Source organism: Veillonella sp. VA141, from assembly GCF_003992175.1.
In the GTDB taxonomy this organism is placed as follows: domain Bacteria; phylum Bacillota; class Negativicutes; order Veillonellales; family Veillonellaceae; genus F0422.
The window spans coordinates 204,047-228,458 of sequence record NZ_RQVM01000001.1; the positions used below are offsets into that span (position 1 = coordinate 204,047).

Here is a 24,412-nt window from a genome sequence, read left to right on the forward strand (position 1 = left end):
TGTATAGTATTCCCTATACAGCTCTTTTAGTTCACTCTTTATCTCGTAATCGTGCATACCTATTGTCTTATAGTAGAAAATAAGTTGCTCGACGTATCCTTATCTTTTCTAAAAAATCTATTATAATTATTTGACTCTCATACATATTTAATGTGAATATCAATCAATGTAAAGCGGATATTTGACATTACAGTTCAAATATCCGCTATTTTATAATATTAATTTAGCTAGCTCATGTTATTCCAAATACAACACTACTTCTCCACTTTGCAGAGACTTTTGTATATCAATAATCCGTTGATTACTACTACCTCTAAATGCTAATCCTGGGTCTCGTAAATCATCCACAAATTTCCCATCCACTAGGATATGGCACCGCTCTAGCAATTGTCGTTTATTAGGGCAAGCCAATATTTCTTCATAGGTATATCCCGAATAGACCCAAATTAACTTTTGAGGCACTACTGCCAATACTCTATCAACAAGAGGTAGTAATCCATCTACATTTTGAAAGGGCTCTCCACCTAGTAAGGTTAATCCACTACAAGCAGGCGCACTGACATAGGAAATTAATCTCTCTGTATCTGATTCTGTCCACTCTTGGCCAGCAGAAAAGTCTTGATACTCTTCGTTAAAGCAATTATAACAACCATGAGTGCAGCCAGTAACGAATAAGGATGTACGAATACCTTCACCATTAGCAATATCATATTGTCTAAGCTGTCCATAGCGCATTGTACATCCTTCTTTCATCATCTTATTAAATATGCATTACTCGATCTTTAATTTCCTTCGTACGGCCTTCATTCCAAAAATTTTCCCCTAAATAACCGCAAGTTCTACGAATTACAGTCAAAGTATCACGATTCGTATTGTGACAACGAGGACATTCCCATTGCACTTGATCATTAACGATAATCTCACCATCAAAGCCACATTCATGGCAATAGTCTGATTTTGTATTAAATTCCGCATAGGAAATAGTGTCGTAAATATACTGCATCATTGTCAACAAAGCTGGGATATTATTATTCATATTAGGAATTTCTGCATAGGAAATGCATCCCCCAGTGGATAACCGTTGAAACTCCGACTCAAAGGCAAATTTATCAAACACATTGATTTCTTCACGTACATTCACATGATAACTATTGGTGTAGTATCCTTTATCTGTAATATCCGGAATCTCACCAAACCGAGCTCTATCAATGGAGGAGAATCGGTTGGTTAAACTTTCAGCTGGTGTGCCATAGAGGGCAAACCCAATGTTGTGTTTACTGCGCCATGTTTCTGTAGCATTGTGCAAACGTTCCATCACTTTTCTAGCAAACTCATGGCCCTTTTCCGATGTATTGGAATCTCCTACAATTAGCTTGGTCGCCTCATATAAACCGATATATCCCAAAGAAATCGTCGCATATCCACCTTCTAATAATGGTCGAATCGGAGCCCCTTTAGGAAGGCGTGCAATGGCTCCATATTGCCAGTGAATAGGAGATACATCACTGGTCACATCTTTCAATAGTTCATAGCGGAACAACAATGCTTTTTCAGCTAATTCTAAGCGTTTTTCCAAAATCTCAAAAAAAGCATCTTCCTTACCTTGTGCTAAAATACCAATTTGAGGTAAGTTAAGACTTACCACACCTATATTAAAACGACCATTAAATACATACTCACCTTGCTCATTTTTCCAAGGAGATAAGAAGGAACGACATCCCATAGGAGCAAATACATTACCTTCATAGATTTCTTTCATCTTTTTCGCAGAAATATAGTCAGGATACATGCGTTTCGCCGTGCATTGAGCAGCCAGTTCCGTCAAATAATAATATTCACTATTAGGATGTACATTATGTTCATCCAATACATAAATCAACTTAGGGAAGGCTGGTGTAATATATACATCTGCCTCATTTTTGATGCCTTGTATACGTTGTTTTAGAATTTCTTCATCAATTAAAGCAGCTTCTTTTGCTAGTTCACTATTCGGATCGAAGTGCATAAACAATGTTACAAAAGGCGCCTGTCCATTCGTAGTCATTAAGGTATTAATTTGATATTGGATAGTTTGAATCCCATCTTTTACCTCTTTTTTCGTCCGTTGCCAAGCAATTTCCTCTGCCTTTGCTACATCTGGAGCCATACCATACACTTCGACCTGCTCTTGTAATGTTAACTCTAAATATTTATCATAGGATTTTCTTACATAAGGCGCCAAAATACGATCAATCCCATTAATGCTTTGACCTCCATATTGGCCAGATGCAACCTGTGCAATAATTTGTGTAGTTACCGTACATGCTACCTGAAAGGATTTAGGCGTATCAATGCGTTTTCCATTGATAACTGTGCCATTCGTCAACATATCTTCTAAATTTACTAAACAGCAATTAAACATAGGTTGAATGATATAGTCCATATCATGGAAATGGATGGCACCACTGTCATGAGCTTGTACAATATCCGTGGGAATCAATTTTCTACGAGCAATGTCTTTACTCACTTCTCCAGCAATTAAATCACGCTGCGTGGATACAATAGAAGCATCTTTATTGGAGTTTTCATCAAGAACTGCTACATTTGATTTATTCAATAAACCAAATACATCTTTATCTGTGGTATTCTCTACACGCTTGAAAGCTTGTACTGCTTTATAATTTTCATAGGCTCGAGCCGTTGCAGGATTATTATTTTCCAGGAGTTTATAATACACTTGATCTTCAATAGCATAGATTGTAATATTGCGTCCCATTTTTTCTGCATAAGACTCAATTTCATTAGCAATTTGCAAAGCCAATCCAGGCGTATATACACCTGTACTACTATGCATAGCTTTTTCTATAGCAATAATAATTTTTTCTTTATCAAAATCAGCTATAGTACCATCTCTTTTTATTACATGTATCATAATACAGCCTCCTATATACTAATTACACCGCACATAACAAACTATACGGAGTATTAGATTTAGTATGAATCATACAAACAATGCATAAGCAAAAAATTAACATATGCGGTGCACATTTAAATCAAAATATGGACATATAAAAAGAGCAATTTCTGCTCTATCCATACTGTATCTACACATGTAGAAAATTCGTACTGCTTTTTTAGTGTATAGTCATTTCATAAGCACTGAAACAATTAATCGTTTTATCAAATGCTTAGTAACCTGTCTAACAATCAAATATATAACTTTGTAGATTACCACTATTTTGTACCCTTTATGGATATCACTAGATTCAGTTTACAACATATTGTAGTTTATTTCAACAAAAACCACTATATCATGTATACCAATTAGATATAGTAAACTTGTAAAAATAGGAGAATCCTCTACTTTTACACATTTATATTCATATTTTCTTACCTGAATTGCCTAGGTAAAAGACTTTTAAATAATGAGTAATTGATATGGGAGGTCAGTTGACATCCTTATACAACAAAAGCGACCAAATCCAAAAGGATTTGATCGCTATTCTACTTAGATAACTAGAATTTAATTTTCGTAGCAATCCAGGCAGATAGAATTGCTTTTACAATATCACCAATGATAAATGGATAGAACAAAATTCCTAAGGCTTTTTGTAATCCATCAGCAGTGAATGGTATATTTGCAACAGACATGAAGTACGGCACTGCCGCTACATAAGTAATCACAATACTCACTACTGTAGCTACTACAGCATATCTAAGAAAATTTTTTTCTGTTCCCTTTAAGCAACTAACTGCAGTATAGGCAATAGGCCAAATCAAAATAAACCCACCTGTAGGACCTAGTATTTTTCCCATACCACCAGTAAATCCAGTAAATACAGGTAATCCAACTGCTCCTAATAATACATAGACTAATAAAGTCAAAAATGCCTGCTTTGGTGGCAATATCAAACCAATCAAACATAATGCAATGGTAATTAAGGAAATCATTCCCACACCCATGGGGTTCGGAACCGATAATTGTGCCATTACACAGGCTAATGCCACTAACAAAGCCATTTTTGTCAAATCTCTAGTCTGTAACATTCATTAACTCCTCTTCATAAATCCATTTGCAGTGTGCACGCCCACCATGAGTTCCAACTAGTTCGCACTCACCAATTTGCGTATGCTTCTCTGAATGGATTATAAGCTTTTCTACAGAAATAACATCTCCACCATAAAATGGTGCAGAAAACGTAATATCTAATTGAAGTAACATTGCTTCATCTAACACATGATGTGCCATATGTGATAAAACCATTAATTCAGGTACTACTGGTACCTCTTCCCGATAGATGGAATTATCATCTTGAATAGCCTCAACAAACTCAAGTATAGATTCAGGTGTAAACACGAATTTTGTTCTTGTTCTATCTTTTAATTCACCTGGCCAAACCTTTGGCATTTCCCCCAATGAAACTTCATCATGGTGCCTCCTTTCGGAGTCAAACCGTTCTAACATCGTGGACACTAAAGTGCCTTTTGAATTACAAACAGTCACTATATGTTCTTGCTTTCTTGGGGTATAGTTAATTTGTAACTGTGGTGATCTTGTAGTTCGTTTATATTGTACATTACGTACAATCACGGTATTAGGAATTTCCCTTACACTTGTCAAGCCCTTACATAGTGTATGCATAGTGCCTCCTCCCCATGATATGGGTATACTGGATCTTACAAGCTTACATGATTCTTACATTCTGTTACACCTTTATTATAATTAATCAAGTTCAATATAGTCAACCTATTTTTCAAATTATTTGTTAACATATACTGATTAACTGTTCACATTTATCACATAAATAAATTAAAAGGACTGCAATACAAAGTAAACTACTATGTATTACAGTCCTAATATATTATCTACTATTTTTCAACAGATATCACTCTTTTCAATTAGAAAGAATAACCTACACCTGCATGCAAGCCTTTTACATCTGTTTTGTTTTGATTCATACTGTATTTATCATATTGATAATATACATTTAAATCAACATCTGGACGCAATCCATAAGAAGCGCCTAATTGATAGGTTCCTTTGATATCATTTCCGAAACCGATTTTAGCAAAACCTTCAATTTTATCAGCTAATTGAGTATGTCCAATTACACCTGCTTGGTATCCAAAACCACTTTGTTTAGGTCCCATATCTACGTATGTACCAGCACCATAGACGTTCACATTAGGATGTACTGCATAAGCACCTGCCAATTGATGATCTTTGATATCTGCGCCTGTACGACGAACTTTATTAAAAGAATATTGTGCAGCTAATGTATCAGATAGCCCTTGTTGTGCTGACACACCAAAACCATCTTTACGTTTTGTATCTTGTGCTGTTTTTTTAGACAAAGAATACTCTGCGGCTACTTTTGTTTCGCCTACATTAATATTAGTTACAGGCACAGCAGCTGCAAATGCAGAGGCACTAAATGCGGCTAATACCGCTGTGGCTACTAAAACTTTTTTCATAATATCCTCCTTATATGAGAATTTTATCGTTTCATGAAAGCTGGTACTTCTGGAGAGTTACCTGTAGCTCCAAATGGGCTTTTACGAGCAAATCCATTAGTAGAACCTTGGTCACCAAAACCTGTAGCAACAACAGTGATAAACACTTTGTCCCCTACGTTTTCATCAATAACAGAACCGAAGATAATATTTGCTTCTGGGTCCGCTGCTTCAGAAATAATTTCTGCTGCTTCATTGATTTCAAATAAGCTTAACTCTTCACTACCAGTAATATTTAACAAGATTCCTTTTGCACCGTCAATGGAAGTTTCCAATAATGGGCTATTGATTGCTTGTTTAGCAGCATCTACAGCACGGTTTTCACCTTCACCTACACCGATACCCATCAATGCTTCACCTTGGTTTGTCATGATAGTTTTTACGTCAGCAAAGTCAAGGTTGATTAAACCTGGCTTTGTAATTAAGTCAGAAATACCTTTGATACCTTGACGCAATACTTCATCAGCTGTTAAGAAAGCATCTTTTAAGGAAGTTTTACGGTCAATAATACCCAATAAACGGTCATTTGGAATTGTAATAATTGTATCAACTTTACCAGTTAATGCTTCAATACCACGTTCAGCTTGTTCTTTACGTTTTTTACCTTCAAAGCCAAATGGTTTTGTTACAACACCTACTGTCAATGCGCCAGCTTCACGTGCACATTCTGCTACTACTGGAGCTGCACCAGTACCAGTGCCACCACCCATACCAGCAGTTACGAATACCATATCAGCACCTTGCAATGCTTTTAAAATATCTTCACGACTTTCTTCTGCAGCTTCACGGCCTACTTCTGGGTTAGCGCCCGCACCAAGACCTTTAGTAGCTTTTTCACCAATTTGAATGCGAACAGGTACATTTGTACCATCTAAGGCTTGTGTTTCAGTATTAGCTACTAAGAAATCAACATTTTCCAAGTCGCTACCGATCATGCGAGATACGGCATTTCCACCGCCGCCACCAACACCAATTACTTTAATTTTTGCGAACTCTGACATCGAATGATCCTCCTCTTTACTAGAGATATATTTCATATATTGTTACTATGACATTATATTACTAGTCTATCTTATCATTATAATTTGCTTTTATTTTACAATATATTTTATATTTTTTCAATGAAAGTCAAGAAATGACTTTATTTTTTTCTATGTATGTAGTCGTTTTGTTAATAATAATCTACGTATAGCTGCCGTATTTTGAAACAGTCGCAACCCAAATGAAATCAATGCTACGTAGTATAAGTCTATACCCACTGCATTTCCTAAGAATACTAAGACCGCAGCTAGTAAGGAATTAGAAAAGAACCCCGTAATAAAAATAGATAATTGAAAAGTTCTTTCAATAGCTGCTCTAGTGCCGCCAAAAACAGAGTCTAATGCTGCTAATAGGGCGACAGAAGTATATTTTGCATACGATACAGGCACATCAAAAGGGCTTATGATTCCGATAGCAACCCCTACGATTAAGCCCCCTAGAATCCATACATATACCATTATTGTCCTCCCTTCACTTTGATGTAATTTTGTTTCATTGTTCCATCATAAGCGGGGACTGTTATATGAGCTTCATCTTGAATTTTTACTTCAATCCCCCAATATTTGAGAGACTCCACCACCCCACCGCGCATGGTCAAAGAGGAGTGTAATGTTTTAGTATCACCAATAGCTTTTATAATAAAAGGAGGAGCAAAAATCTTTCCATTCACGGTAATCGTAGGACCAGAACAACGTATTTCTGATGTTCCTATTAGCCGTTGATCATTAATAGAGATTGCCTCTGCACCAGCTGCTCTTAGTTCATTTACAATACGCAACATATCTTCATCATGAATTAAATATAAATTTGGGTTTTCTCCATCTTTTACGGGAGTCTTACTATCCGTTATTGTTAAGACAACTCCGGGTCCTTCTACATCGACTAAGGAAGCCCTAAGAGATAATACTCTATTTTCTTCTTTAATTCCCTCTAAACTTCCTTCTTCTTTCATAGTAGCAATTTGCTTTCTTAGACCTGCTCGTTCTTCTTGAAGAGAATTAATCTTTAAGGCTAATTCTCCACTTCTTTGCAAGTTTACATTGCCTTCCGCAATGGTTTGTGTCATTTTGTACTGCGTAACAAGCATAACTCCTACAATCATACTCACTGCAGCTATGGCTATTCGCCCTTGTTTCAACTTTATGCTCCTTTATTGTGTTTTAATAAAAGGGGTTTTAATATTAACATCAATATATTCAGCATTGACATGGCGCTGTGCAATATCTACTAGCATATCTGTCGTTATTTTTGCTTTTTCTTCTAAATTGTTTTGATCACCAATATGAATTGGCAACCCATCAACTGTATAGGCAATGATTTTTTCAGCATCACCTACATTAATTTCACCAATTTGTTTGCGCTTATCCTCAGTGAATGCTTCCATATATGCAATAGCTACTCGAATACCCGCTGCTTCTATAGTATCACCTAATAATGCATTTCCTAAACGAACGCCTGAAATAATAGGAACTGTGGTATCTGGAATAGTAGGGCTACTAGCAATAACCATCCCCTGTCTATCCAACGCTACAAATCCAAATTGTGATGGCACTACAACTACAGCTTTACGAGCTTTTATATCGACTTGCAATGTCAACGGTAAGGCATAGGACACATGCGCAGTATCTACCCGCATATCTTTTTGCAATCGTTCTTCTAACGCACCTGTTCGTACGCGCAAAATATTGACTGGATATCCTAAATCACCAATAGCTACCACATCTTCCGAAGTTAATTGTTCTGTTCCATTAACCTGAATTTGCCCAATAGGTAATGGTAATGTAAAAACACCAATTAAAATGAATGCTCCTACTACAATTTTCCAAATTGCTGGTTTGGATCTTCGTGTCGGTTTTTGTTTTCGTCTACGTCGTACACGTTTAGGCCCTTCAGGTGTATCTATAGTGACAACTTCCCAAGGATTATCTTCCTCTTCTATAGGATGGATTGGTCTTTCACTAGTTGGATGTTCCCTATATGGAGGCATTCTTTGTCCCCTCTGTTCTTGAAATCCATTTACATTCATAGCTACTCCTAAAATTTATGCAATCCAGCTGAATGAAGAATTTGTTCGCACAATTCAGGAAATTCAATTCCTATAGCTTTTGCTGCTTTAGGTACTAAAGATGTAGCCGTCATACCCGGTACTGTATTATATTCCAGTACAAACATGTCATCTGTGCTGTTCATCATAATGTCCACACGAATGACACCGGCGCATTGCATTTGTTGATATACAGCTTCGCCAATGCGTTGCATAGTAGCAGCTTGTTCTTTTGTAATTGGTGCTGGCACTAAATAATCAGTAGCACCAGTTGTGTATTTAGAAGCATAATCATATTCACCCGAATGTGGTCGAATTTCAATCACTGGTAAAGCTTTGCCATCTAATACAGATACAGTAAATTCTCTACCATCTACAAATTCTTCTACTACGATGACATGGTCTATGTCTAATACTTGTTTTACTTCTGCATCAACAGTGGCTTCATCTTTAATAATCGCTACACCAATACTAGAACCTTGACTAGCTGCTTTGACCACAAATGGCACTTTAAAGTTAGCGTGAATATCTTCTAGGATTGCATCCACAGATTCTAATTGATTATCATAGGATTTTGAATTTGCTGTGGGAATCTGAGCCCCCAAAAATACATGCTTGCTCATCTTTTTATTCATACCTACAGCATGAGCCATAACACCGGAGCCTGTATAAGGAATACCTGCCATTTCGAGGGCTCCTTGTAAGGCTCCATCTTCACCATATTTGCCATGAATCGCATTAAATACAACATCACAATTTAAATTTTGTAAATCTTGTACTACTGTACTAGGATTGCATTCTAATGTTGTAGCTGCATACCCTTTGCTTTGTAATGCTTCTGCAATAGCCGTAGCCGTCCTTCTAGATACATCAGCTTCTTTTGATGGTCCTCCCATGAGGACAATAATACGTTTATCCTTCACTTTATTTTTCCTCCAATAAAGCTAATAATTTAGGTCCAAATTGATTAATATTACCTGCCCCCATAGTGATGACTAAATCATTGGGTTGAACATACTCTAACACAGTTTGTGGCAAGTCATTTACATCTGCCACATAATGAATCTCTTTACCTGTCAATTCTTTAATCATCAATGGAATAGACATACCATCAATCCCCGCCTCAGGTTTTTCACCAGCACTATAAATATCGGTAATGAAAACTAAGTCAGCTTCTTTAAAGGCGGTCCCAAATTCACGCAGCAACAGCTTTGTACGACTATACCGATGCGGTTGGAATAAAATCACAACACGATGATCTTCCAAAGATTTTGCCGCTTTAATTGTGGCTGCAATTTCTGTAGGATGATGTGCATAATCATCTACAACCCAAACATCTTTTACATGCCCTTTTGTCTCAAAGCGACGCTTAGCTCCAATAAATTTACGCAAGGCTTGAGCAGCTACTTCAAAGGAGATTCCTTCTCCCAAAGCTACTACAAGTGCTCCTAGTGCATTCAACGCATTATGTTGACCTGGTACTGCTAATCGTAACGTGCCTAACACGGCATCTTTATGGACTACTTCAAAGGTAGTAATCCCTTGTTCAATACGTAAGTTTTCAATGCGATAATCATTGCCTGCTCCTAAACCATAAGTAATACATTGACGTTTAATATCTGGCATAATCCGTCGAATCGAAGGATTATCACCACATACCACAGCAATACCATCTTCTGGTAGCTTCATAGAAAACTCTGTGAAAGCTCGTAATAAGTTTTCTACCGTTCGATAATGGTCCATATGGTCATTTTCAATGTTCGTGATCACAATGCGTTTAGGATTTAAATGCAAGAAAGACCCATCACTTTCATCAGCTTCAGCGATACTATATTTACCTGTACCTACATGGCTACTACCATTTAAATAATCAACTTCTCCACCAATGATGATGGTTGGATCTTGGTTTGCTTCCATAAAAATTTGCCCAATCATAGACGTAGTTGTAGTCTTACCATGTGCACCAGCAACAGCAATGCCATAGGTTTCATCTAACACTGCTTTCACCACATCAGAACGGTGTAAAATTGGAATATTTCGTTCTCTAGCCCCTAGAATTTCAGGATTATCATCATTGATAGCAGTAGAGCGGATGACCACATCTACTCCTTCTACATGTGCAGCATCATGCCCCATAAAAATAGTAGCCCCTGCTTGTCTAAATTTTTCTGTAATCGCAGATTCTTGAATATCGGAACCAGATACAATAAATCCTTTTTCAATCAATACATGCGCAATGGCACGCATGCCAGAACCGGCGATGCCGATTAAATGTATACGTTGATAGGTATCTAACATAGAGATACTCCCTCCTATGATTTCTTAATAGATAGAGCCAATGTAGCAATTTCTATAGCTGCCTGAGGCTTTCCTAACTGTAATGTAGCTTGGGCCATGCGTTGGCAACATTCTTGATCCTCTAGCATAGCATCTACCGATTGTAATAATTTTGTACCATCTAATTCTTTATCTACTATCATCGTAGAAGCACCTGCCTCTACAAATGCTTTTGCATTGAAAGTTTGATGGTCAGCAGCTGCATAAGGGTAAGGAATTAAAATAGATGGTATACCACGTACAGCCAATTCTGCCAAGCCAATTGCTCCTGATCGGAAAATAGCCATATCTGATGCAGCCATGGCCATATCCATATTATCTAAGTAAGGGACAATATATGATGTTGGGCTGTAAACCCCTCCCTCTTGTATACCTAAGCTTTCACAAACATGACTGTATTCATCAGTTCCTGTAGCATGAATAATTTTAATATCCTCTCTACCTTTATAATGTTCATGGACAGCTAGCATAGCCTTATTAATACTCCGTGCACCACGGGATCCACCAGCTACTAAAATAGCTGTTTGTGTTTCTTGTAAGCCAAAATACGCCCTAGCTTCTTCTCGATTCGCAGTCACCACATTGGGGCGCACAGGGTTCCCTGTATACACTACTTGCTTTGCATTCGGAAAATGTGGAGTCGCTTCTTCATATCCTACCGCTACCACATCTACAAAGCGACTTAAAATTTTATTTGTTATACCTGGCACTACATTTTGTTCTTGAATTAATGTAGGAATTCCACGCAAAGCAGCTGCTAATAATAGAGGACCACATACATAGCCACCAGTACCAATCACAATATCTGGTTGAAACTTAGAAATTAAGCGATTCGCTTTCCATAAAGACGATATCGTTTTTCCTGCAGTAACCAATGTATCTAAAGATAATGTACGCTGTAAACCTTGCACCGGCAATGTAGTAAATGGAATTCCTTCTTTAGGAACAATACGGGACTCAAGGCCTCTTTCAGTTCCTACATAGAGAAAGTTAGCATCTACCATTGTTTCTAATGTTTTATAAATCGTGAGGGCTGGATAAATGTGTCCTCCAGTACCGCCACCTGAAATCATGATATTCATGTATATCCCCTTACAATCGTTCTACCAATCTTCGGAAGTGATCTCCTCTATCTTCAAATCGTGCATACCAATCGAAACTTGCACAAGCTGGAGATAATAATACTACATCCCCATCTGCCGCTATACGAGCACTTAAGGATACTGCCTCTTCCATGGATTCACAACGATGAATGTGTGGCACTCCCACTTTTACAGCAGCTTCTGCAAAACGTTGTGCAGCTTCACCAATAAGAATTAGCTCTTTTACATTGGTTTTCACTAACTCCATCATTTCTTCCAGATCTGTCATTTTATCTTTACCACCTGCAATCAACACAAGAGGTGAGTTAAAGGATTCTAAGGCTTTAATAGTGGAGTCCGTATTAGTTGCTTTAGAATCGTTATAATAGGTAACTCCATGTAAGGTGCGAATGCGTTCCAAACGATGGGCTACACCATGAAACTTTGCAATAGCCTGATGGATATCTTCTACATCTACACCCAATGCATACGTTAAGGCAATGACACTCAGAATGTTTTCAATATTATGAGATCCTGGAATATGAATATCTTTTGTAGTGATAATTGGAACTGCTTTCCCTTGCATCACTGCATAACATGTATTATTTTCAAAATATGCTCCATCTGTGACAGATCTTTCTTGGCTAATTCCTAACACATGTCCTTTTACTCGTTTTGCCATATCTGCCACAATCGGAGAATCAAAGTTTAATACTGTCCAGTCCCCTAATTCTTGGTTGCGGAAAATATTTTCTTTTGCCTCTTGGTATCGTTCCATGGTTTTATGGCGCAACAAATGGTCTGGTGTCACATTTAGTAAGATAGCCCCTTTAGTGCGAAACTTATCTATACTCTCTAATTGGTAAGATGAAAGTTCTGCCACTAATACACCCGTTTCAGGTACTGCCAAGGCTTGTTCACTCAGAGAGTAACCAATATTACCGCCTACATACACATCCCATTTTGCTTCTTTCAATACTTCTGCCAACAAAGACGTCGTTGTAGTTTTACCATTCGTACCTGTGACGCCTAAAATTGGAGCTTTTGATACTTCATAAGCAATTTCTACTTCCCCTACCACGGGAATATTTCTTTTTTTCGCCTCTTGAATAATAGGTATCTCCAAAGAAATACCAGGTGATACAACCACTCTTGTAGCTGTATCAAGCAACACAAAATCTTGTTGCCCTGTAATCACTTCTATATGACTCTTTGCCAAACGTTGACTTTCAGTCTGATCAAAATCAATTTTTTTATAATCATTAAGCGTTACAGTAGCGCCTAATTTAGCCAATGTATGGGCTACACCAATACCACTAAGTCCCGCACCTAACACCAATACATGAGAACCTGAATAATCCATTCTAACCACCTAACCCTATATGCAAGAATAACGGCCCTTATTAGTAGAGCCGTAATCTATATTATTTCATGCTTAACAGTACTATACCTAAGAAAGCCATTACCAAAGAAACAGCCCAGAATACATATACTACTTTTCGCTCACTCCAACCACCTAATTCAAAGTGATGGTGAATCGGACTCATACGGAAAATACGAACTCCTCTAGTTTTAAAAGACGCTACCTGTAAAATAACAGATAATGCTTCTACTACAAATACAAAGCCTATCACAATTAATAGAAGTTCTGTTTTTGTAGCAATAGCCATCCCTGCAAAAGCACCACCTAATGCTAAGGAGCCTGTATCACCCATAAACACTTTAGCTGGATTCGCATTGAAATATAAGAATCCTAAGCAAACTGCACTTACGACAATACCAAAGAAGGTAACACTTAAAGAACCTACTAATAATCCTACCACTGCAAAGGCAGCCCCTGCAATAGCAGAAATACCAGTTGCTAATCCATCTAAGCCATCTGTTAAATTAACAGCATTCGTGGTCCCCAATATAATAATAAAAGCTAACGCATAATAGGCATACCCAAGATCTACAGTGATATCCACTAAAGGAATCCACAAAGTAGTTGGCAAGGCTGCATAGGCGATTGAGATATAACAAAATATGACAGCCAATACCGCTTGACCTAGTAATTTTTGTTTTGCCGTTAATCCTAAGTTACGACGTTTGACAGCTTTGATAAAATCATCGCTAAATCCTAATGCACCATGGCCTAAGGTTAAAAATAATAGCATCCACAATGTTACAGAATAGGGTGGTACTATGCAAACTGTAATGACTAAAGCTAGTATCATAAATAATCCGCCCATTGTTGGTGTCCCAGCTTTAGCTAAATGTGCCTGAGGTCCATCTTCACGAATCGACTGTTGTGCTTTCAATCGCTGCAATAGAGGAATCCCTATTTTACCGAATACTAATGTACTTACTAGGGCTAAGCCAAAGGCTAATGCATAGTCCATATTCATGTCACATGTCTCCTTACTTATTCATGTCGTTCTTTAAAATCTTCTATAATACGTTCCATTTTAAGACCACGAGATCCTTTCACTAGAATCACATCGCCATCTCGTTTTACATCATAATAGGCATTGGCAATATCAAGATGACTTTTCCCGACATACACATAAGGAACACCCACTTGTTTAGCTATAGAAGCAGTGGTTTTCATCATATCACCAAAAGTAAATACCATATCATAGTGCTCTTCTCCAAGAAGTTTACCAATCTCTTCATGAGCTAGTTTAGAATGGTCTCCCAATTCTAACATATCTCCTAGCATAGCTATTTTACGAGCTCCTTGTAATTGACTCATGGCACGAATGGATTCTGCCATACTATTTGGGTTCGCATTATACGCATCATTCAGAACTGTAAAGGTTGGAAATGCTACAATTTCTTGACGCATTGGAATTCCTGGAAATTCTTTAAAAGCTTCCACAATTTCAGCTTTTGGTACACCCAAAATCGTGCCAACTGCAATAGCGGATAAAGCATCATATACATTGTGAATACCAATCATTGGCAAAAATACTTTCCATTCACCAGAAGTATCACGAACAGTAAAATTAATGCCTTTTGATGTATATTCTAATTGAGTCCCTTGTACGTGAGAACCCTCTTGCATACCATAGGTCATAACCTTTGCATCCGTTACCTGTTCCATAGGCAATACAAAAGAATCATCATGATTCAACACAGCTGCCCCCGTACTCGGTAATGCTTCTATCAATTCTTGCTTAGCTTTTCCAATATTTTCTTGAGACCCTAATAGTTCAATATGGCTAGTACCTACATTAGTAATAACTCCTATTGTAGGTTCTGCAATCTCCGCTAATTCAGCAATTTGACCAAGCCCACGCATCCCCATTTCAAGAACGCATACATCATGATCTTCCGTCAATTGCAATAACATCTTTGGAACACCAATTTCATTATTATAATTTTTCTCTGTTTTTAATACTGTAAAAGCTTTCTCCAATACAGCACTAATCATTTCTTTTGTTGTTGTTTTCCCAGAGGAACCAGTGATTCCAATAATAGGGATAGGAAAGCGTCTACGATGATAGGTTGCTAACTGCTGATACGCCTGTAGTGTATCTTCTACTTCAATACAGACTAAGCCCTCTATCGTTTTTCCTCGTTTTACTACAGCACCTGTAGCACCACGTTCTTTGGCAACTGTTAAGAAGTCATGACCATCAAATGTCATTCCTTCCAAAGCAATAAATAATCCATTTTTTCCAATTGTACGGGTATCAGTTGATACATCAGCAAAGGAACAAGTACTTGTTCCTGCATAGAACCCTTGTGTTGCCTCTAGAACTTCTTGCACTGTAAATTGTGCCATATTATTTCTCCTTCAAGGCTTCTCTTGCCACTTCACGATCATCAAAATGAATCGTTTCATCTTTTAAAATTTGATAATCTTCGTGACCTTTACCAGCAATAATAACTACATCTCCAGTAGTCGCCTCTCCGATTGCTTTATGAATAGCTTCACGGCGGTCTACAATCACTTCATAAGTCACAGCATCTTGTAATCCTTCTTTCACCCCTACTTCTACATCTTTTACAATTTGTATAGGATCTTCTGTACGTGGGTTATCGGAAGTCACAAACACTCGATCTCCAAACTGTGCTGCAATACGCCCCATGATTGGACGTTTGGTAGCATCTCGATCACCACCGCAGCCAAAAACAACTAAAATACGGTTATCAACAATTTTCTTCGCTGTTTGTAAAATGTTCTCTAGTCCATCTGGTGTATGTGCATAATCAACAACCACTGCAAAATCTTGTCCCTCTTCAATGAGCTCAAAACGTCCTGGCACGGCTGTAAAAGTAGTTAAAGCATTTACAATCTCCTCCATCGTCAATCCTTCATATAAAGCCGCTCCTACCGCAGCCAAGGTATTATACACATTGAACATACCCGCAATTTTCGTGGAAATTGAATAGTTTTTTCCATCATAGGATAAAGTGAATTGGGAAGATTTAGCAGTAATCACCAAATCAGAAGCATTCATTGTACCTTTGCCTTCTGTACTGTAAGTAATCATAGGTGCTGTAGTCACATCTACAATCTCTTGACCATAGGCATCATCTACATTAATAACAGCGCCCTTACCTTCTTTCACCTGATAGGATGCACTTACTTGTTTAAATAGCTTAGATTTTGCTGCTAAATAATTATCGAATGTCTTATGAAAATCCAAATGATCTTGAGTTAAATTAGTAAATACAGCTGTATCGTACTCTACCCCCGCCGTACGACCTAATGCTAGCGCATGAGAAGATACTTCCATAATACAATGTGTCACACCAGCATCCACCATTTGCTGTAAAATTTGCTGTAAATCCGCTACATCTGGAGTTGTATTATGAATTGGATAGGATTGATCATCAATCAAAATATGAACTGTACCAATAATCCCCACTGTATAACCTTGGGATCGTAGCATATGTCCAATAATATGTGTAGTTGTAGTTTTACCATTTGTTCCGGTTACACCAATCATCCGCATTTTAGAAGCTGGATAATCATAGAAGAATGGAACAGCATCTTGCAAAGCTTGACGCGTATCGTCTACGTATAGAACGGTTACATTATCTGGTACTATGACTGGTTTTGATGCAATAATCGCCACAGCCCCATCCTCTATAGCCTTATTCACAAAGCTATGACCATCGACAGTAGCACCTACTAAACATATAAATAAACTTCCTTCTTGCACTGTTCTGGAATCCGCAGTAATATGACTTACTACAGATGTTACAGGACCTTCTACCTTCTTAGGAGATACAATTTTTACTATTTCTTCCACTCGTTTCATCTGCATTCCTCCAATCAAAGTGAAAGCAGCCCAAAAGGACTGCCTTCATTATTCTCTAATATCCTTTTTCATCGTAACATTACGTTCTTCCACTGTATTCTTGCTAGTGTAAACGAAATTATCTGGTAATACCATGCCAAGTTTTTGTTGTGCAATCTTTTGAATGCGTGTAGGAGATTTTAACTCTGCTAATACTAGATTATACTCATAATTAGTGCGATTTTCTAAAACTATTTGATCTTGTAGATTGACAGTTTCTTTTCTTGTATTTTCTGTGACACCAGTTAATAGCAAACAAATCATACCGAATACAATTCCCATAAGAACTGTAGCCAAACAGTGTCGCATATCTGGCGTAAGATCCATAATAAAGTCAGGGGCATTGGATTTCTTTCTTCTGACTGGTTCAACATAGGGCGCTGATTGTTCCCAATACGCGGCCTTTCGCACTAACATAAATATTCCTCCTAACTATAATTTTACGGCTACCCTTAACTTGGCACTACGGGACCGTGGATTTACTCCTACTTCTTCTTTGCTTGGCTCTACAGCCTTATTCTTAGCTTTCACTGTTGGCACATGATGACATACACAGACTGGTAAATTAGGTGGACATGTGCAACCTTGAGATAATTCTTTAAAAGTTTGTTTGGTGATTCTATCCTCTAGGGAGTGGAATGTAATCACAGCTATTCTTCCATCAGGCTTTAGCATGGATGTAGCATCTACAAAAGCATCATGCAAAATTTGAAGTTCCTGATTCACTTCGATACGAAGTGCTTGAAAGGTTCGTTTTGCTGGATGCGGACCATCTTGTCTAGCCTTTACAGGTATGGCACGTTTGATGATATCCACCAGCTGAAATGTAGTCACTATAGGCGATTCTTCTCTAGCTTCCACAATAAATTGAACAATTCGTTTCGCCCAACGCTCTTCCCCATAGTCCCAGATAATGCGATACAAGTCATCACTCGAATAGGTATTCACTATTCTTTCTGCCGTTAAGGATCCACTTTGATTCATACGCATATCCAAAGGTCCATCTTGCATATAAGAAAACCCTCGATCTGCCGTATCTAATTGATGGCTAGAAACCCCTAAATCAAATACAAATCCATCTACTTCATAAATGCCTGACTCTTGTAAAGCTTGTTTTAAGTTAGAAAAGTTTGTTTGAATCACTTTCACCTGACAAGACAAATCAGATAATCTCTGAGAGGCTGCCTCTAATGCCGCTACGTCTTGATCTAAACCAACAATCATACCTTTTGAGGATAACCGTTCTCCAATGGCATGGGAATGTCCCCCACCACCTAATGTACAATCCACATAGGTTCCATCTGGTTTAATTGCCAATCCGTCTAGCGTTTCACTGAGTAATACACTCACATGATGAAAGTCCATAATGCCTCACTTAAAATCCAATATCATCCAAATCAAGTTCTTCTGCCATCGCCTCAATATTACCGTAAATTTCGTTGTTATAAGCTTCCCAACGAGTTTTACTCCAAATCTCGATGCGTTCACCATTACCAACTACAACTACATCTTTTTTTAACTCCCCATGAGCACGAAGATTGCTAGGTATTAATACACGACCTTGTTTATCAAACTCAAGGTCAGCAGCACCACCTACAAAAAAACGCACTAATCCACGTTGGTTGGCTTTATTAGAGCTTTGAGAACTTAATTTTTTTGCAATTTCATCAAACTTTTCTTGTGTGTAAATAGCTAAGGTGTTATCAAAATATCTAGTAACAACACAGGTATCACCTAGTTGTTCACGCATTTTGGCAGGAACTATCATACGTCCTTTACTATCAATTGTATGTGAAAATTCACCTTTAAACATAGCAAGGACACCTCCTTTTCCTACACCTTCTCGCCCTTATTACCACTATATGGTAAATTTTACCACAATTCCCCACTTTTAACAACAAACAAATACTAATTTAATAGATATTTATACAAATTATTTTCTTATACTCATTACTACCGAACATTATTGCTAATATTTATTAATATGTTCGTATAATTCACTTTAATATCGAACATTCTATTATTTAAAAAAGGTGGTAAAAAGTGGGAGTAATTTTACATATTTTGCCAATATTTATATAAAATGATATCCAATTAAACAGTGCATCCCTAATCCTTATACTTACTAATTTTAAAACAAAAAAAGATAGCCAAATCATTGATTCAACTATCTTTTTATCACTTCTATAGTAACTATTCTATTGTCTCTATTTTTTCTCTTAGTTTATAATTGCCCCACTCGTTTCATAGCATCATAAATTCGTTGTGCCAATCCAGTAATTTGTCTTTTAGGAATCGAGCATACAGCAATGCGAACACCACCTGATACAGGAATTAAAAATACATTTTCTTTTTTCAATTCATCTGCCAAGGCCTTTGGATTATCGCTTGGAATTGTTGCAAAGAAACCACCCATGTATGGCAACATTGGTAAGCCAATCGCTTTTCCTTCACATTCCAAGATACCTGCCCGTTCTTCTACGAGACGAGAGTAGCAATTACGTTCCTCTTCATAACGTTTTAATTTTTCAGGATCAAGCACGATATTAGCAACCGTACGCATAGCAGGTCTATTAATATTAGACCAAGTACCACGAGATGTCATTTGGTTAATATCAAAAAACTCCTGTGCCACTTCTTTATCAGAAGTAATACCTAACATACAACCAACACGTTGACCATACATGGTGAATCCTTTTGAAATACTATAGCATACAACTGTTAAAATATCTTTTGACAAATGCTCAAACTTTTTAAAGAATCGACGTACATCTTCTTTAGGTCCGGAGAAATCAATATACGCAGCATCTACACCAATAATAACTTTATTTTTACCTGTATTCACTATACCTTTCACTAAGTCTAATACATTATCCCAATCGCTGTCGCACAAGGAAAACCCTGTTGGATTATTGCCAGGTGTGTTAAAAATAACTACCACATTTTCTTGTTTCTCAGCAATATCTAGCACTAAAGATTGCAAAGCTTCAAAATTGAACTTATAGTTCTCATCAAATAATGGGTATGTAACTAATTCTCGTCCATTATCTTGGCATATTTGCTTGTATGCCCCCCAGTACCAATCAGCGGTAATTACCTTATCACCTAGTTCTGTATAATTGTGAACCAAGTGATGAATACCACCTGTACCACCCGCTGTGGCTATCCCTTCAATATAGGCATCTGGCCGAGATTGTCCAAAACATTCTTGTTTACATGCTTCCACAAACTCTTTTAACCCTTCAATCGGTGCATATGCAACATATTCATTACGTGGCAAATTACGAAACTCATCTTCTACCACCTTCAAGAAAACAATATCGCCATTTTCATCTAGGATAGATCCGACAGTTCCAATTAATACATTTTCTTTGCCATATTGTTTCGCTGCCTCTTGAGCTTGTGAATTTGTCGCAAAGATAACATCATTTGCTTTTTTCCCACGCGCTTGTTTTGCTGCCATACTCATAGTAAACACCTTCCTATATTAGTTATATATTTTATATTTATAATACTAGTTTACAAGAAAAATCATTCTCCTACAAGACATGTAGCTCATGTATACACAATAGTTTTTATCACCATTCAATTTTCTTTATATTGTAAAGAATAGATTCTGCACACTCTTATGATAGTATACATATAGTCACTTTCTATCGGCAGCAACTACAAATCGAAAACACTTAAACTAAAAAGCAGATACACAACCACAACGGATTGTATATCTGCTATCTTTTTATAGTGTATTATTCCACTTTACCACCTAAGTATGCTTCCATAACTCTAGGGTCGTGGCGAATTTCTTCTGCTGGTCCTGAAAGAACGATTTTGCCTGTTTCTAATACATATGCATAGTCAGCGATTTTCAAAGCTTGACGTACGTTTTGCTCTACTAACAATACTGTGGTCCCTTCGGCACTAATCTCTTTGATAACTTCAAAGATTTCATTCACTACCAACGGCGCCAACCCCATGGATGGTTCATCTAGTAACAACAGTTTAGGACGAGCCATTAAAGCACGACCAATGGCAAGCATTTGTTGTTGTCCACCAGACAAAGTACCGCCTAATTGGTAACTACGTTCGTCAAGAATAGGGAATCGTTTGAACACTTTTTTAATATCATCGTTGATTTCAGCATCCTTACGAATATAGGCTCCCATTTCTAGATTTTCGTAAACACTCATATCTTGTAATATTTGGCGACCTTCTGGAACAAGGGAAATACCAGATTTCACAATATCATGGGTTTTCATAGATGTAATATCTCTACCTTCAAAGGTAATGCGACCTTCTGTAGGTTTTACTAAACCCATGATAGAACGCATAGTTGTCGATTTACCAGCACCATTGGCACCAATCAAAGATACAATAGAACCTTGAGGAACTTCTAAGTTAATAGATTTTAAGGCTGTTATATGACCATAACCAGCTACTACATTTTCAATTTTTAACATATTATTCCTCCTTTCCTAAGTACGCTTCGATTACATCTGGATTGTTTTGAATTTCTTGCGGAGTTCCTTCTGCAATCTTTTTGCCGAAGTTCAACACTGCTAAGCGGTCACAAATATTCATCATCAACGCCATATCATGCTCGATGACCACCACGGTAATACCTAAATCACGAATTTTTCCGATCAATTGGCGCAACACCTCTGTCTCACTATCGTTCATACCTGCTGCAGGCTCATCCAATAAAATCAATTGTGGATGCGTTGCTAAGGCACGAGCAATTTCCAAACGACGTTGCTTACCATATGGTAAGGATGTAGCCACTTCTTCAGCATCTTCCTCTAACCCAACCAATTTTAAAAACTCATAGGCAATACCACGGCAACGCTCTTCTTCAATGCGTTGGCGTTTTGTATGGAAGAAACTAGACAACACTCCAGAACCTGTGCGACAATGCATGCCTGTCAATACAGTCTCCAACGCCGTCATATTACCAAAGAGACGAATATTTTGGAACGTTCTAGCAATCCCCATTTCCACTGTACGATGTGGTTTTATGCCAACTACATTCATACCATCAAAGACAATATTACCAGTACTTACAGGGAATACTCCAGTAATTAAGTTGAATAACGTAGTTTTACCAGCACCATTAGGTCCAATAACACCAAAGACTTCCCCTTGATTCACTTGGAAGGTAACCCCTGTCAAGGCAGCCACGCCGCCAAAGCTTTTACTTACATCATCTAATTGTAATAGCATGGTTACCTCCTATTCTTGACCAGACTTGCTCTGTGTTTTATAAGCTTCAAAGCGTTCTGTTAATACTTGTGATTCTGGAATGTATGGTTTCTTGTTTACACCTAGTTTACGATAGATTTTGTCCATTAATTCTTCTGTCAAAATACCATCTGGACGAACAGCCATCAAGATCACTAACAAGGCACCATAAATAATATCACGATAGTCTGCTAAGAAACGTAATACTTCTGGTAGCAATGTCAAAATGAAAGAGCCTAGTACAGATCCCCATACTACATTAGAGCCACCAAAGACTGGGAACAATAAAATTTGTACTACTTTGTGATAGCTAAAATCTGTAGGGTTAATAAAGTTTGTAATATGCGCATACAAACCACCGCCAACACCGGCAATAAAAGCACCGATGACAAAGGCTAACATTTTGTAATACACTACATTGATTCCCATTAATTCTGCTGCATGGTCATCTGCTTTAATCGCTTGGAATGCACGACCTACACGACTATTGTGGATGCGTAAGCAGAACAGAATAATCAATGCTAAAATAACTAGCAAAATGATGATGGTCAACAAGTTACCCCATGTTAATGCATCGATATCTAACAAACCGTCCATATCAAATTCATACACATAATTTGTCAATTCTTGCGCAATAGCTGGAATCCCCGAAAGTCCTAGTGCACCATGTGTCACTTCTAAGTTCAAGAAAATAACACGCACTACTTCACCAAAGCCTAACGTTGCAATCGCCAAGTATAAGCCTTTCAAACGCGTCGTAGGCAAACCAATTACAATAGCTACTAAGGCCGCTACGATACCACCAATGAAGATAGCAATCGGAATAGGTAGCTCAACTTTTAGAGTAAGCAAAGCACCTACGTAGGCACCCACACTCATGAAACCAGCCGCTCCCAATGTCAACTGCCCTGTAGAAAGGGTGAAGAAAATGGAAATACCCATAATGGCATTAATAATGAAGAACATTACAATTTGTAGATAATATGGATTTAAAATTTCACTCATGGTCGTCCCCCCTTATCTTTGGATCCGAATAACCCTTGTGGTCTCCAGAACAATAAGAGAATGATTAACCCAAAGGCTACAGCATCACGGTAAGAAGATGCTCCATAGGCAACAGAGAATACTTCAGATACACCTAAGATGAATCCGCCTACCATGGCACCGGTAATATTACCAAGACCACCTAAGATTAATACAGCTAAGCCTTTAAATCCGATGACAACACCCATCATAGGCTCTACGGCATCGAAAGATAAGCCAACTAATACACCAGCTGCAGAACCTAACGCAGAAGCGAGCATCACTGTTACAGAAATAACCAAAGTAGGGTTAATACCCAATAGAGATGCCGTTTCTGTGCTCAAGGATACAGCACGAATGGCTTTACCGATTTTAGTTTTTTTAATAAGTACATTTAAAATCAACATTAACACAATGGATACGCCAAGGCCAATGATTTGAACCATGGAGATTTTGAACATACCAAAATCAATAAGTCCTCCAATAAAATCTGGTGGGAAAGAACGTGTTTGTGGGCCCCACACAAGTAATGCTATACTTTCAATAAAAATAGATACGCCAATTGTGGAAATCAATGGCGCCAAATGGGATACATTTTTCTTACGAAGTGGACGAAGTGCCACAAACTCTAACAAATATCCAAGAATTGCCCCTACCAGCATAGCCACAAGGATGGCTACGAAGATATTAGCTTCAAAGACTGTCACCATAAATAAACCCACGAAGGCACCTATCATAAAGATGCCTCCGTGAGCCATGTTGATGATGTTCAACACACCAAAAACCAGTGTCAATCCGATCGCTAATACTGCATAGAGACTGCCTAAAGTAAGGCCATTCACTAATTGCTGTAAAAACATCGT

General features: G+C 37.7%; 24 protein-coding genes. All 24 read right to left on the reverse strand.

The genetic code is table 11. The features are described 5' to 3' along the window. Window positions 1-237: 237 nt before the first annotated feature. Entirely contained in the window at window positions 238-735 is a 498-nt protein-coding gene (nrdG, locus tag EO112_RS00960) for an anaerobic ribonucleoside-triphosphate reductase activating protein (protein WP_127162731.1), read from the reverse strand. A gap of 25 nt (window positions 736-760) precedes the next feature. Next, window positions 761-2,911, reverse strand: coding sequence for an anaerobic ribonucleoside-triphosphate reductase (gene nrdD, locus EO112_RS00965; protein WP_126940234.1), 2,151 nt, complete (start codon window positions 2,909-2,911; stop codon window positions 761-763). Window positions 2,912-3,495: 584 nt separating this feature from the next. Continuing rightward, window positions 3,496-4,026: a biotin transporter BioY gene (locus EO112_RS00970; protein WP_127162515.1), complete on the reverse strand. Its 531-nt coding sequence runs from the start codon at window positions 4,024-4,026 to the stop codon at window positions 3,496-3,498. Further along, complete coding sequence (locus tag EO112_RS00975; protein ID WP_127162517.1) at window positions 4,013-4,621, reverse strand: hypothetical protein; 609 nt, start codon at window positions 4,619-4,621, stop codon at window positions 4,013-4,015. Before EO112_RS00975 ends, EO112_RS00970 begins: the two co-directional genes overlap by 14 nt. A gap of 257 nt (window positions 4,622-4,878) precedes the next feature. After that, window positions 4,879-5,454, reverse strand: a complete 576-nt coding sequence (locus EO112_RS00980; RefSeq protein WP_009354179.1) for an outer membrane beta-barrel protein — start codon at window positions 5,452-5,454, stop codon at window positions 4,879-4,881. A gap of 23 nt (window positions 5,455-5,477) precedes the next feature. Beyond that, on the reverse strand, window positions 5,478-6,494 hold the full coding sequence (gene ftsZ / locus EO112_RS00985) for a cell division protein FtsZ (protein ID WP_062402999.1): 1,017 nt from the start codon (window positions 6,492-6,494) through the stop codon (window positions 5,478-5,480). 150 nt (window positions 6,495-6,644) lie between these two features. Next, window positions 6,645-6,992, reverse strand: coding sequence for a small basic family protein (locus EO112_RS00990; protein ID WP_127162519.1), 348 nt, complete (start codon window positions 6,990-6,992; stop codon window positions 6,645-6,647). Beyond that, window positions 6,992-7,672, reverse strand: coding sequence for a DUF881 domain-containing protein (locus EO112_RS00995; RefSeq protein WP_127061919.1), 681 nt, complete (start codon window positions 7,670-7,672; stop codon window positions 6,992-6,994). Before EO112_RS00995 ends, EO112_RS00990 begins: the two co-directional genes overlap by 1 nt. 12 nt (window positions 7,673-7,684) lie before the next feature. After that, the gene (locus EO112_RS01000; protein WP_127162521.1) at window positions 7,685-8,560 is read right to left on the reverse strand and encodes a cell division protein FtsQ/DivIB; all 876 of its coding nucleotides are present in this window, start codon (window positions 8,558-8,560) and stop codon (window positions 7,685-7,687) included. 8 nt (window positions 8,561-8,568) lie between these two features. Then, complete coding sequence (locus EO112_RS01005; protein WP_126940229.1) at window positions 8,569-9,501, reverse strand: D-alanine--D-alanine ligase; 933 nt, start codon at window positions 9,499-9,501, stop codon at window positions 8,569-8,571. Window position 9,502: 1 nt separating this feature from the next. After that, window positions 9,503-10,876: a UDP-N-acetylmuramate--L-alanine ligase gene (murC, locus tag EO112_RS01010; protein ID WP_127162523.1), complete on the reverse strand. Its 1,374-nt coding sequence runs from the start codon at window positions 10,874-10,876 to the stop codon at window positions 9,503-9,505. Between the two features lie 14 nt (window positions 10,877-10,890). Beyond that, window positions 10,891-11,997, reverse strand: coding sequence for an undecaprenyldiphospho-muramoylpentapeptide beta-N-acetylglucosaminyltransferase (gene murG / locus EO112_RS01015; protein ID WP_127162525.1), 1,107 nt, complete (start codon window positions 11,995-11,997; stop codon window positions 10,891-10,893). 10 nt (window positions 11,998-12,007) lie between these two features. Next, on the reverse strand, window positions 12,008-13,360 hold the full coding sequence (murD, locus tag EO112_RS01020) for a UDP-N-acetylmuramoyl-L-alanine--D-glutamate ligase (protein WP_127162527.1): 1,353 nt from the start codon (window positions 13,358-13,360) through the stop codon (window positions 12,008-12,010). A 61-nt stretch (window positions 13,361-13,421) separates the two neighbouring features. Next, a complete protein-coding gene (mraY, locus tag EO112_RS01025) occupies window positions 13,422-14,384 on the reverse strand; it encodes a phospho-N-acetylmuramoyl-pentapeptide-transferase (RefSeq protein WP_126940225.1) in 963 nt (320 codons plus the stop codon). Window positions 14,385-14,401: 17 nt separating this feature from the next. Beyond that, entirely contained in the window at window positions 14,402-15,766 is a 1,365-nt protein-coding gene (gene murF / locus EO112_RS01030) for a UDP-N-acetylmuramoyl-tripeptide--D-alanyl-D-alanine ligase (protein ID WP_126940224.1), read from the reverse strand. A gap of 1 nt (window position 15,767) precedes the next feature. Beyond that, window positions 15,768-17,252 carry a UDP-N-acetylmuramoyl-L-alanyl-D-glutamate--2,6-diaminopimelate ligase gene (locus tag EO112_RS01035; RefSeq protein WP_127162529.1) on the reverse strand — a complete coding sequence of 495 codons (1,485 nt, stop codon included), beginning with the start codon at window positions 17,250-17,252 and terminating at the stop codon, window positions 15,768-15,770. Between the two features lie 48 nt (window positions 17,253-17,300). After that, on the reverse strand, window positions 17,301-17,708 hold the full coding sequence (locus EO112_RS01040) for a cell division protein FtsL (RefSeq protein ID WP_009354187.1): 408 nt from the start codon (window positions 17,706-17,708) through the stop codon (window positions 17,301-17,303). Between the two features lie 15 nt (window positions 17,709-17,723). After that, window positions 17,724-18,656, reverse strand: coding sequence for a 16S rRNA (cytosine(1402)-N(4))-methyltransferase RsmH (rsmH, locus tag EO112_RS01045; RefSeq protein ID WP_126940222.1), 933 nt, complete (start codon window positions 18,654-18,656; stop codon window positions 17,724-17,726). A 10-nt stretch (window positions 18,657-18,666) separates the two neighbouring features. Then, window positions 18,667-19,104: a division/cell wall cluster transcriptional repressor MraZ gene (gene mraZ, locus EO112_RS01050; protein ID WP_009353022.1), complete on the reverse strand. Its 438-nt coding sequence runs from the start codon at window positions 19,102-19,104 to the stop codon at window positions 18,667-18,669. Between the two features lie 411 nt (window positions 19,105-19,515). Continuing rightward, window positions 19,516-20,760: an aminotransferase class I/II-fold pyridoxal phosphate-dependent enzyme gene (locus EO112_RS01055; RefSeq protein ID WP_009353018.1), complete on the reverse strand. Its 1,245-nt coding sequence runs from the start codon at window positions 20,758-20,760 to the stop codon at window positions 19,516-19,518. Between the two features lie 277 nt (window positions 20,761-21,037). After that, entirely contained in the window at window positions 21,038-21,748 is a 711-nt protein-coding gene (locus EO112_RS01060; RefSeq protein WP_127162532.1) for an ABC transporter ATP-binding protein, read from the reverse strand. A 1-nt stretch (window position 21,749) separates the two neighbouring features. After that, window positions 21,750-22,508, reverse strand: coding sequence for an ABC transporter ATP-binding protein (locus EO112_RS01065; protein ID WP_009353016.1), 759 nt, complete (start codon window positions 22,506-22,508; stop codon window positions 21,750-21,752). A gap of 9 nt (window positions 22,509-22,517) precedes the next feature. Beyond that, the gene (locus tag EO112_RS01070; RefSeq protein ID WP_127162533.1) at window positions 22,518-23,531 is read right to left on the reverse strand and encodes a branched-chain amino acid ABC transporter permease; all 1,014 of its coding nucleotides are present in this window, start codon (window positions 23,529-23,531) and stop codon (window positions 22,518-22,520) included. Then, a complete protein-coding gene (locus tag EO112_RS01075) occupies window positions 23,528-24,409 on the reverse strand; it encodes a branched-chain amino acid ABC transporter permease (RefSeq protein WP_009353024.1) in 882 nt (293 codons plus the stop codon). The genes EO112_RS01070 and EO112_RS01075 overlap by 4 nt, the downstream gene beginning before the upstream one ends. Window positions 24,410-24,412: the final 3 nt, after the last annotated feature.

Excerpts from the sequence above, each read along its gene's own strand:
- nrdG (WP_127162731.1), bottom strand. The coding sequence starts at position 735 with ATGCGCTATGGACAGCTTAGACAATATGATATTGCTAATGGTGAAGGT.
- nrdD (WP_126940234.1), bottom strand. The coding sequence starts at position 2,911 with ATGATACATGTAATAAAAAGAGATGGTACTATAGCTGATTTTGATAAA.
- EO112_RS00970 (WP_127162515.1), bottom strand. The coding sequence starts at position 4,026 with ATGTTACAGACTAGAGATTTGACAAAAATGGCTTTGTTAGTGGCATTA.
- EO112_RS00975 (WP_127162517.1), bottom strand. The coding sequence starts at position 4,621 with ATGCATACACTATGTAAGGGCTTGACAAGTGTAAGGGAAATTCCTAAT.
- EO112_RS00980 (WP_009354179.1), bottom strand. The coding sequence starts at position 5,454 with ATGAAAAAAGTTTTAGTAGCCACAGCGGTATTAGCCGCATTTAGTGCC.
- ftsZ (WP_062402999.1), bottom strand. The coding sequence starts at position 6,494 with ATGTCAGAGTTCGCAAAAATTAAAGTAATTGGTGTTGGTGGCGGCGGT.
- EO112_RS00990 (WP_127162519.1), bottom strand. The coding sequence starts at position 6,992 with ATGGTATATGTATGGATTCTAGGGGGCTTAATCGTAGGGGTTGCTATC.
- EO112_RS01000 (WP_127162521.1), bottom strand. The coding sequence starts at position 8,560 with ATGAATGTAAATGGATTTCAAGAACAGAGGGGACAAAGAATGCCTCCA.
- murC (WP_127162523.1), bottom strand. The coding sequence starts at position 10,876 with ATGTTAGATACCTATCAACGTATACATTTAATCGGCATCGCCGGTTCT.
- murG (WP_127162525.1), bottom strand. The coding sequence starts at position 11,997 with ATGAATATCATGATTTCAGGTGGCGGTACTGGAGGACACATTTATCCA.
- murD (WP_127162527.1), bottom strand. The coding sequence starts at position 13,360 with ATGGATTATTCAGGTTCTCATGTATTGGTGTTAGGTGCGGGACTTAGT.
- mraY (WP_126940225.1), bottom strand. The coding sequence starts at position 14,384 with ATGAATATGGACTATGCATTAGCCTTTGGCTTAGCCCTAGTAAGTACA.
- murF (WP_126940224.1), bottom strand. The coding sequence starts at position 15,766 with ATGGCACAATTTACAGTGCAAGAAGTTCTAGAGGCAACACAAGGGTTC.
- EO112_RS01035 (WP_127162529.1), bottom strand. The coding sequence starts at position 17,252 with ATGAAACGAGTGGAAGAAATAGTAAAAATTGTATCTCCTAAGAAGGTA.
- EO112_RS01040 (WP_009354187.1), bottom strand. The coding sequence starts at position 17,708 with ATGTTAGTGCGAAAGGCCGCGTATTGGGAACAATCAGCGCCCTATGTT.
- rsmH (WP_126940222.1), bottom strand. The coding sequence starts at position 18,656 with ATGGACTTTCATCATGTGAGTGTATTACTCAGTGAAACGCTAGACGGA.
- mraZ (WP_009353022.1), bottom strand. The coding sequence starts at position 19,104 with ATGTTTAAAGGTGAATTTTCACATACAATTGATAGTAAAGGACGTATG.
- EO112_RS01055 (WP_009353018.1), bottom strand. The coding sequence starts at position 20,760 with ATGAGTATGGCAGCAAAACAAGCGCGTGGGAAAAAAGCAAATGATGTT.
- EO112_RS01060 (WP_127162532.1), bottom strand. The coding sequence starts at position 21,748 with ATGTTAAAAATTGAAAATGTAGTAGCTGGTTATGGTCATATAACAGCC.
- EO112_RS01065 (WP_009353016.1), bottom strand. The coding sequence starts at position 22,508 with ATGCTATTACAATTAGATGATGTAAGTAAAAGCTTTGGCGGCGTGGCT.
- EO112_RS01070 (WP_127162533.1), bottom strand. The coding sequence starts at position 23,531 with ATGAGTGAAATTTTAAATCCATATTATCTACAAATTGTAATGTTCTTC.
- EO112_RS01075 (WP_009353024.1), bottom strand. The coding sequence starts at position 24,409 with ATGTTTTTACAGCAATTAGTGAATGGCCTTACTTTAGGCAGTCTCTAT.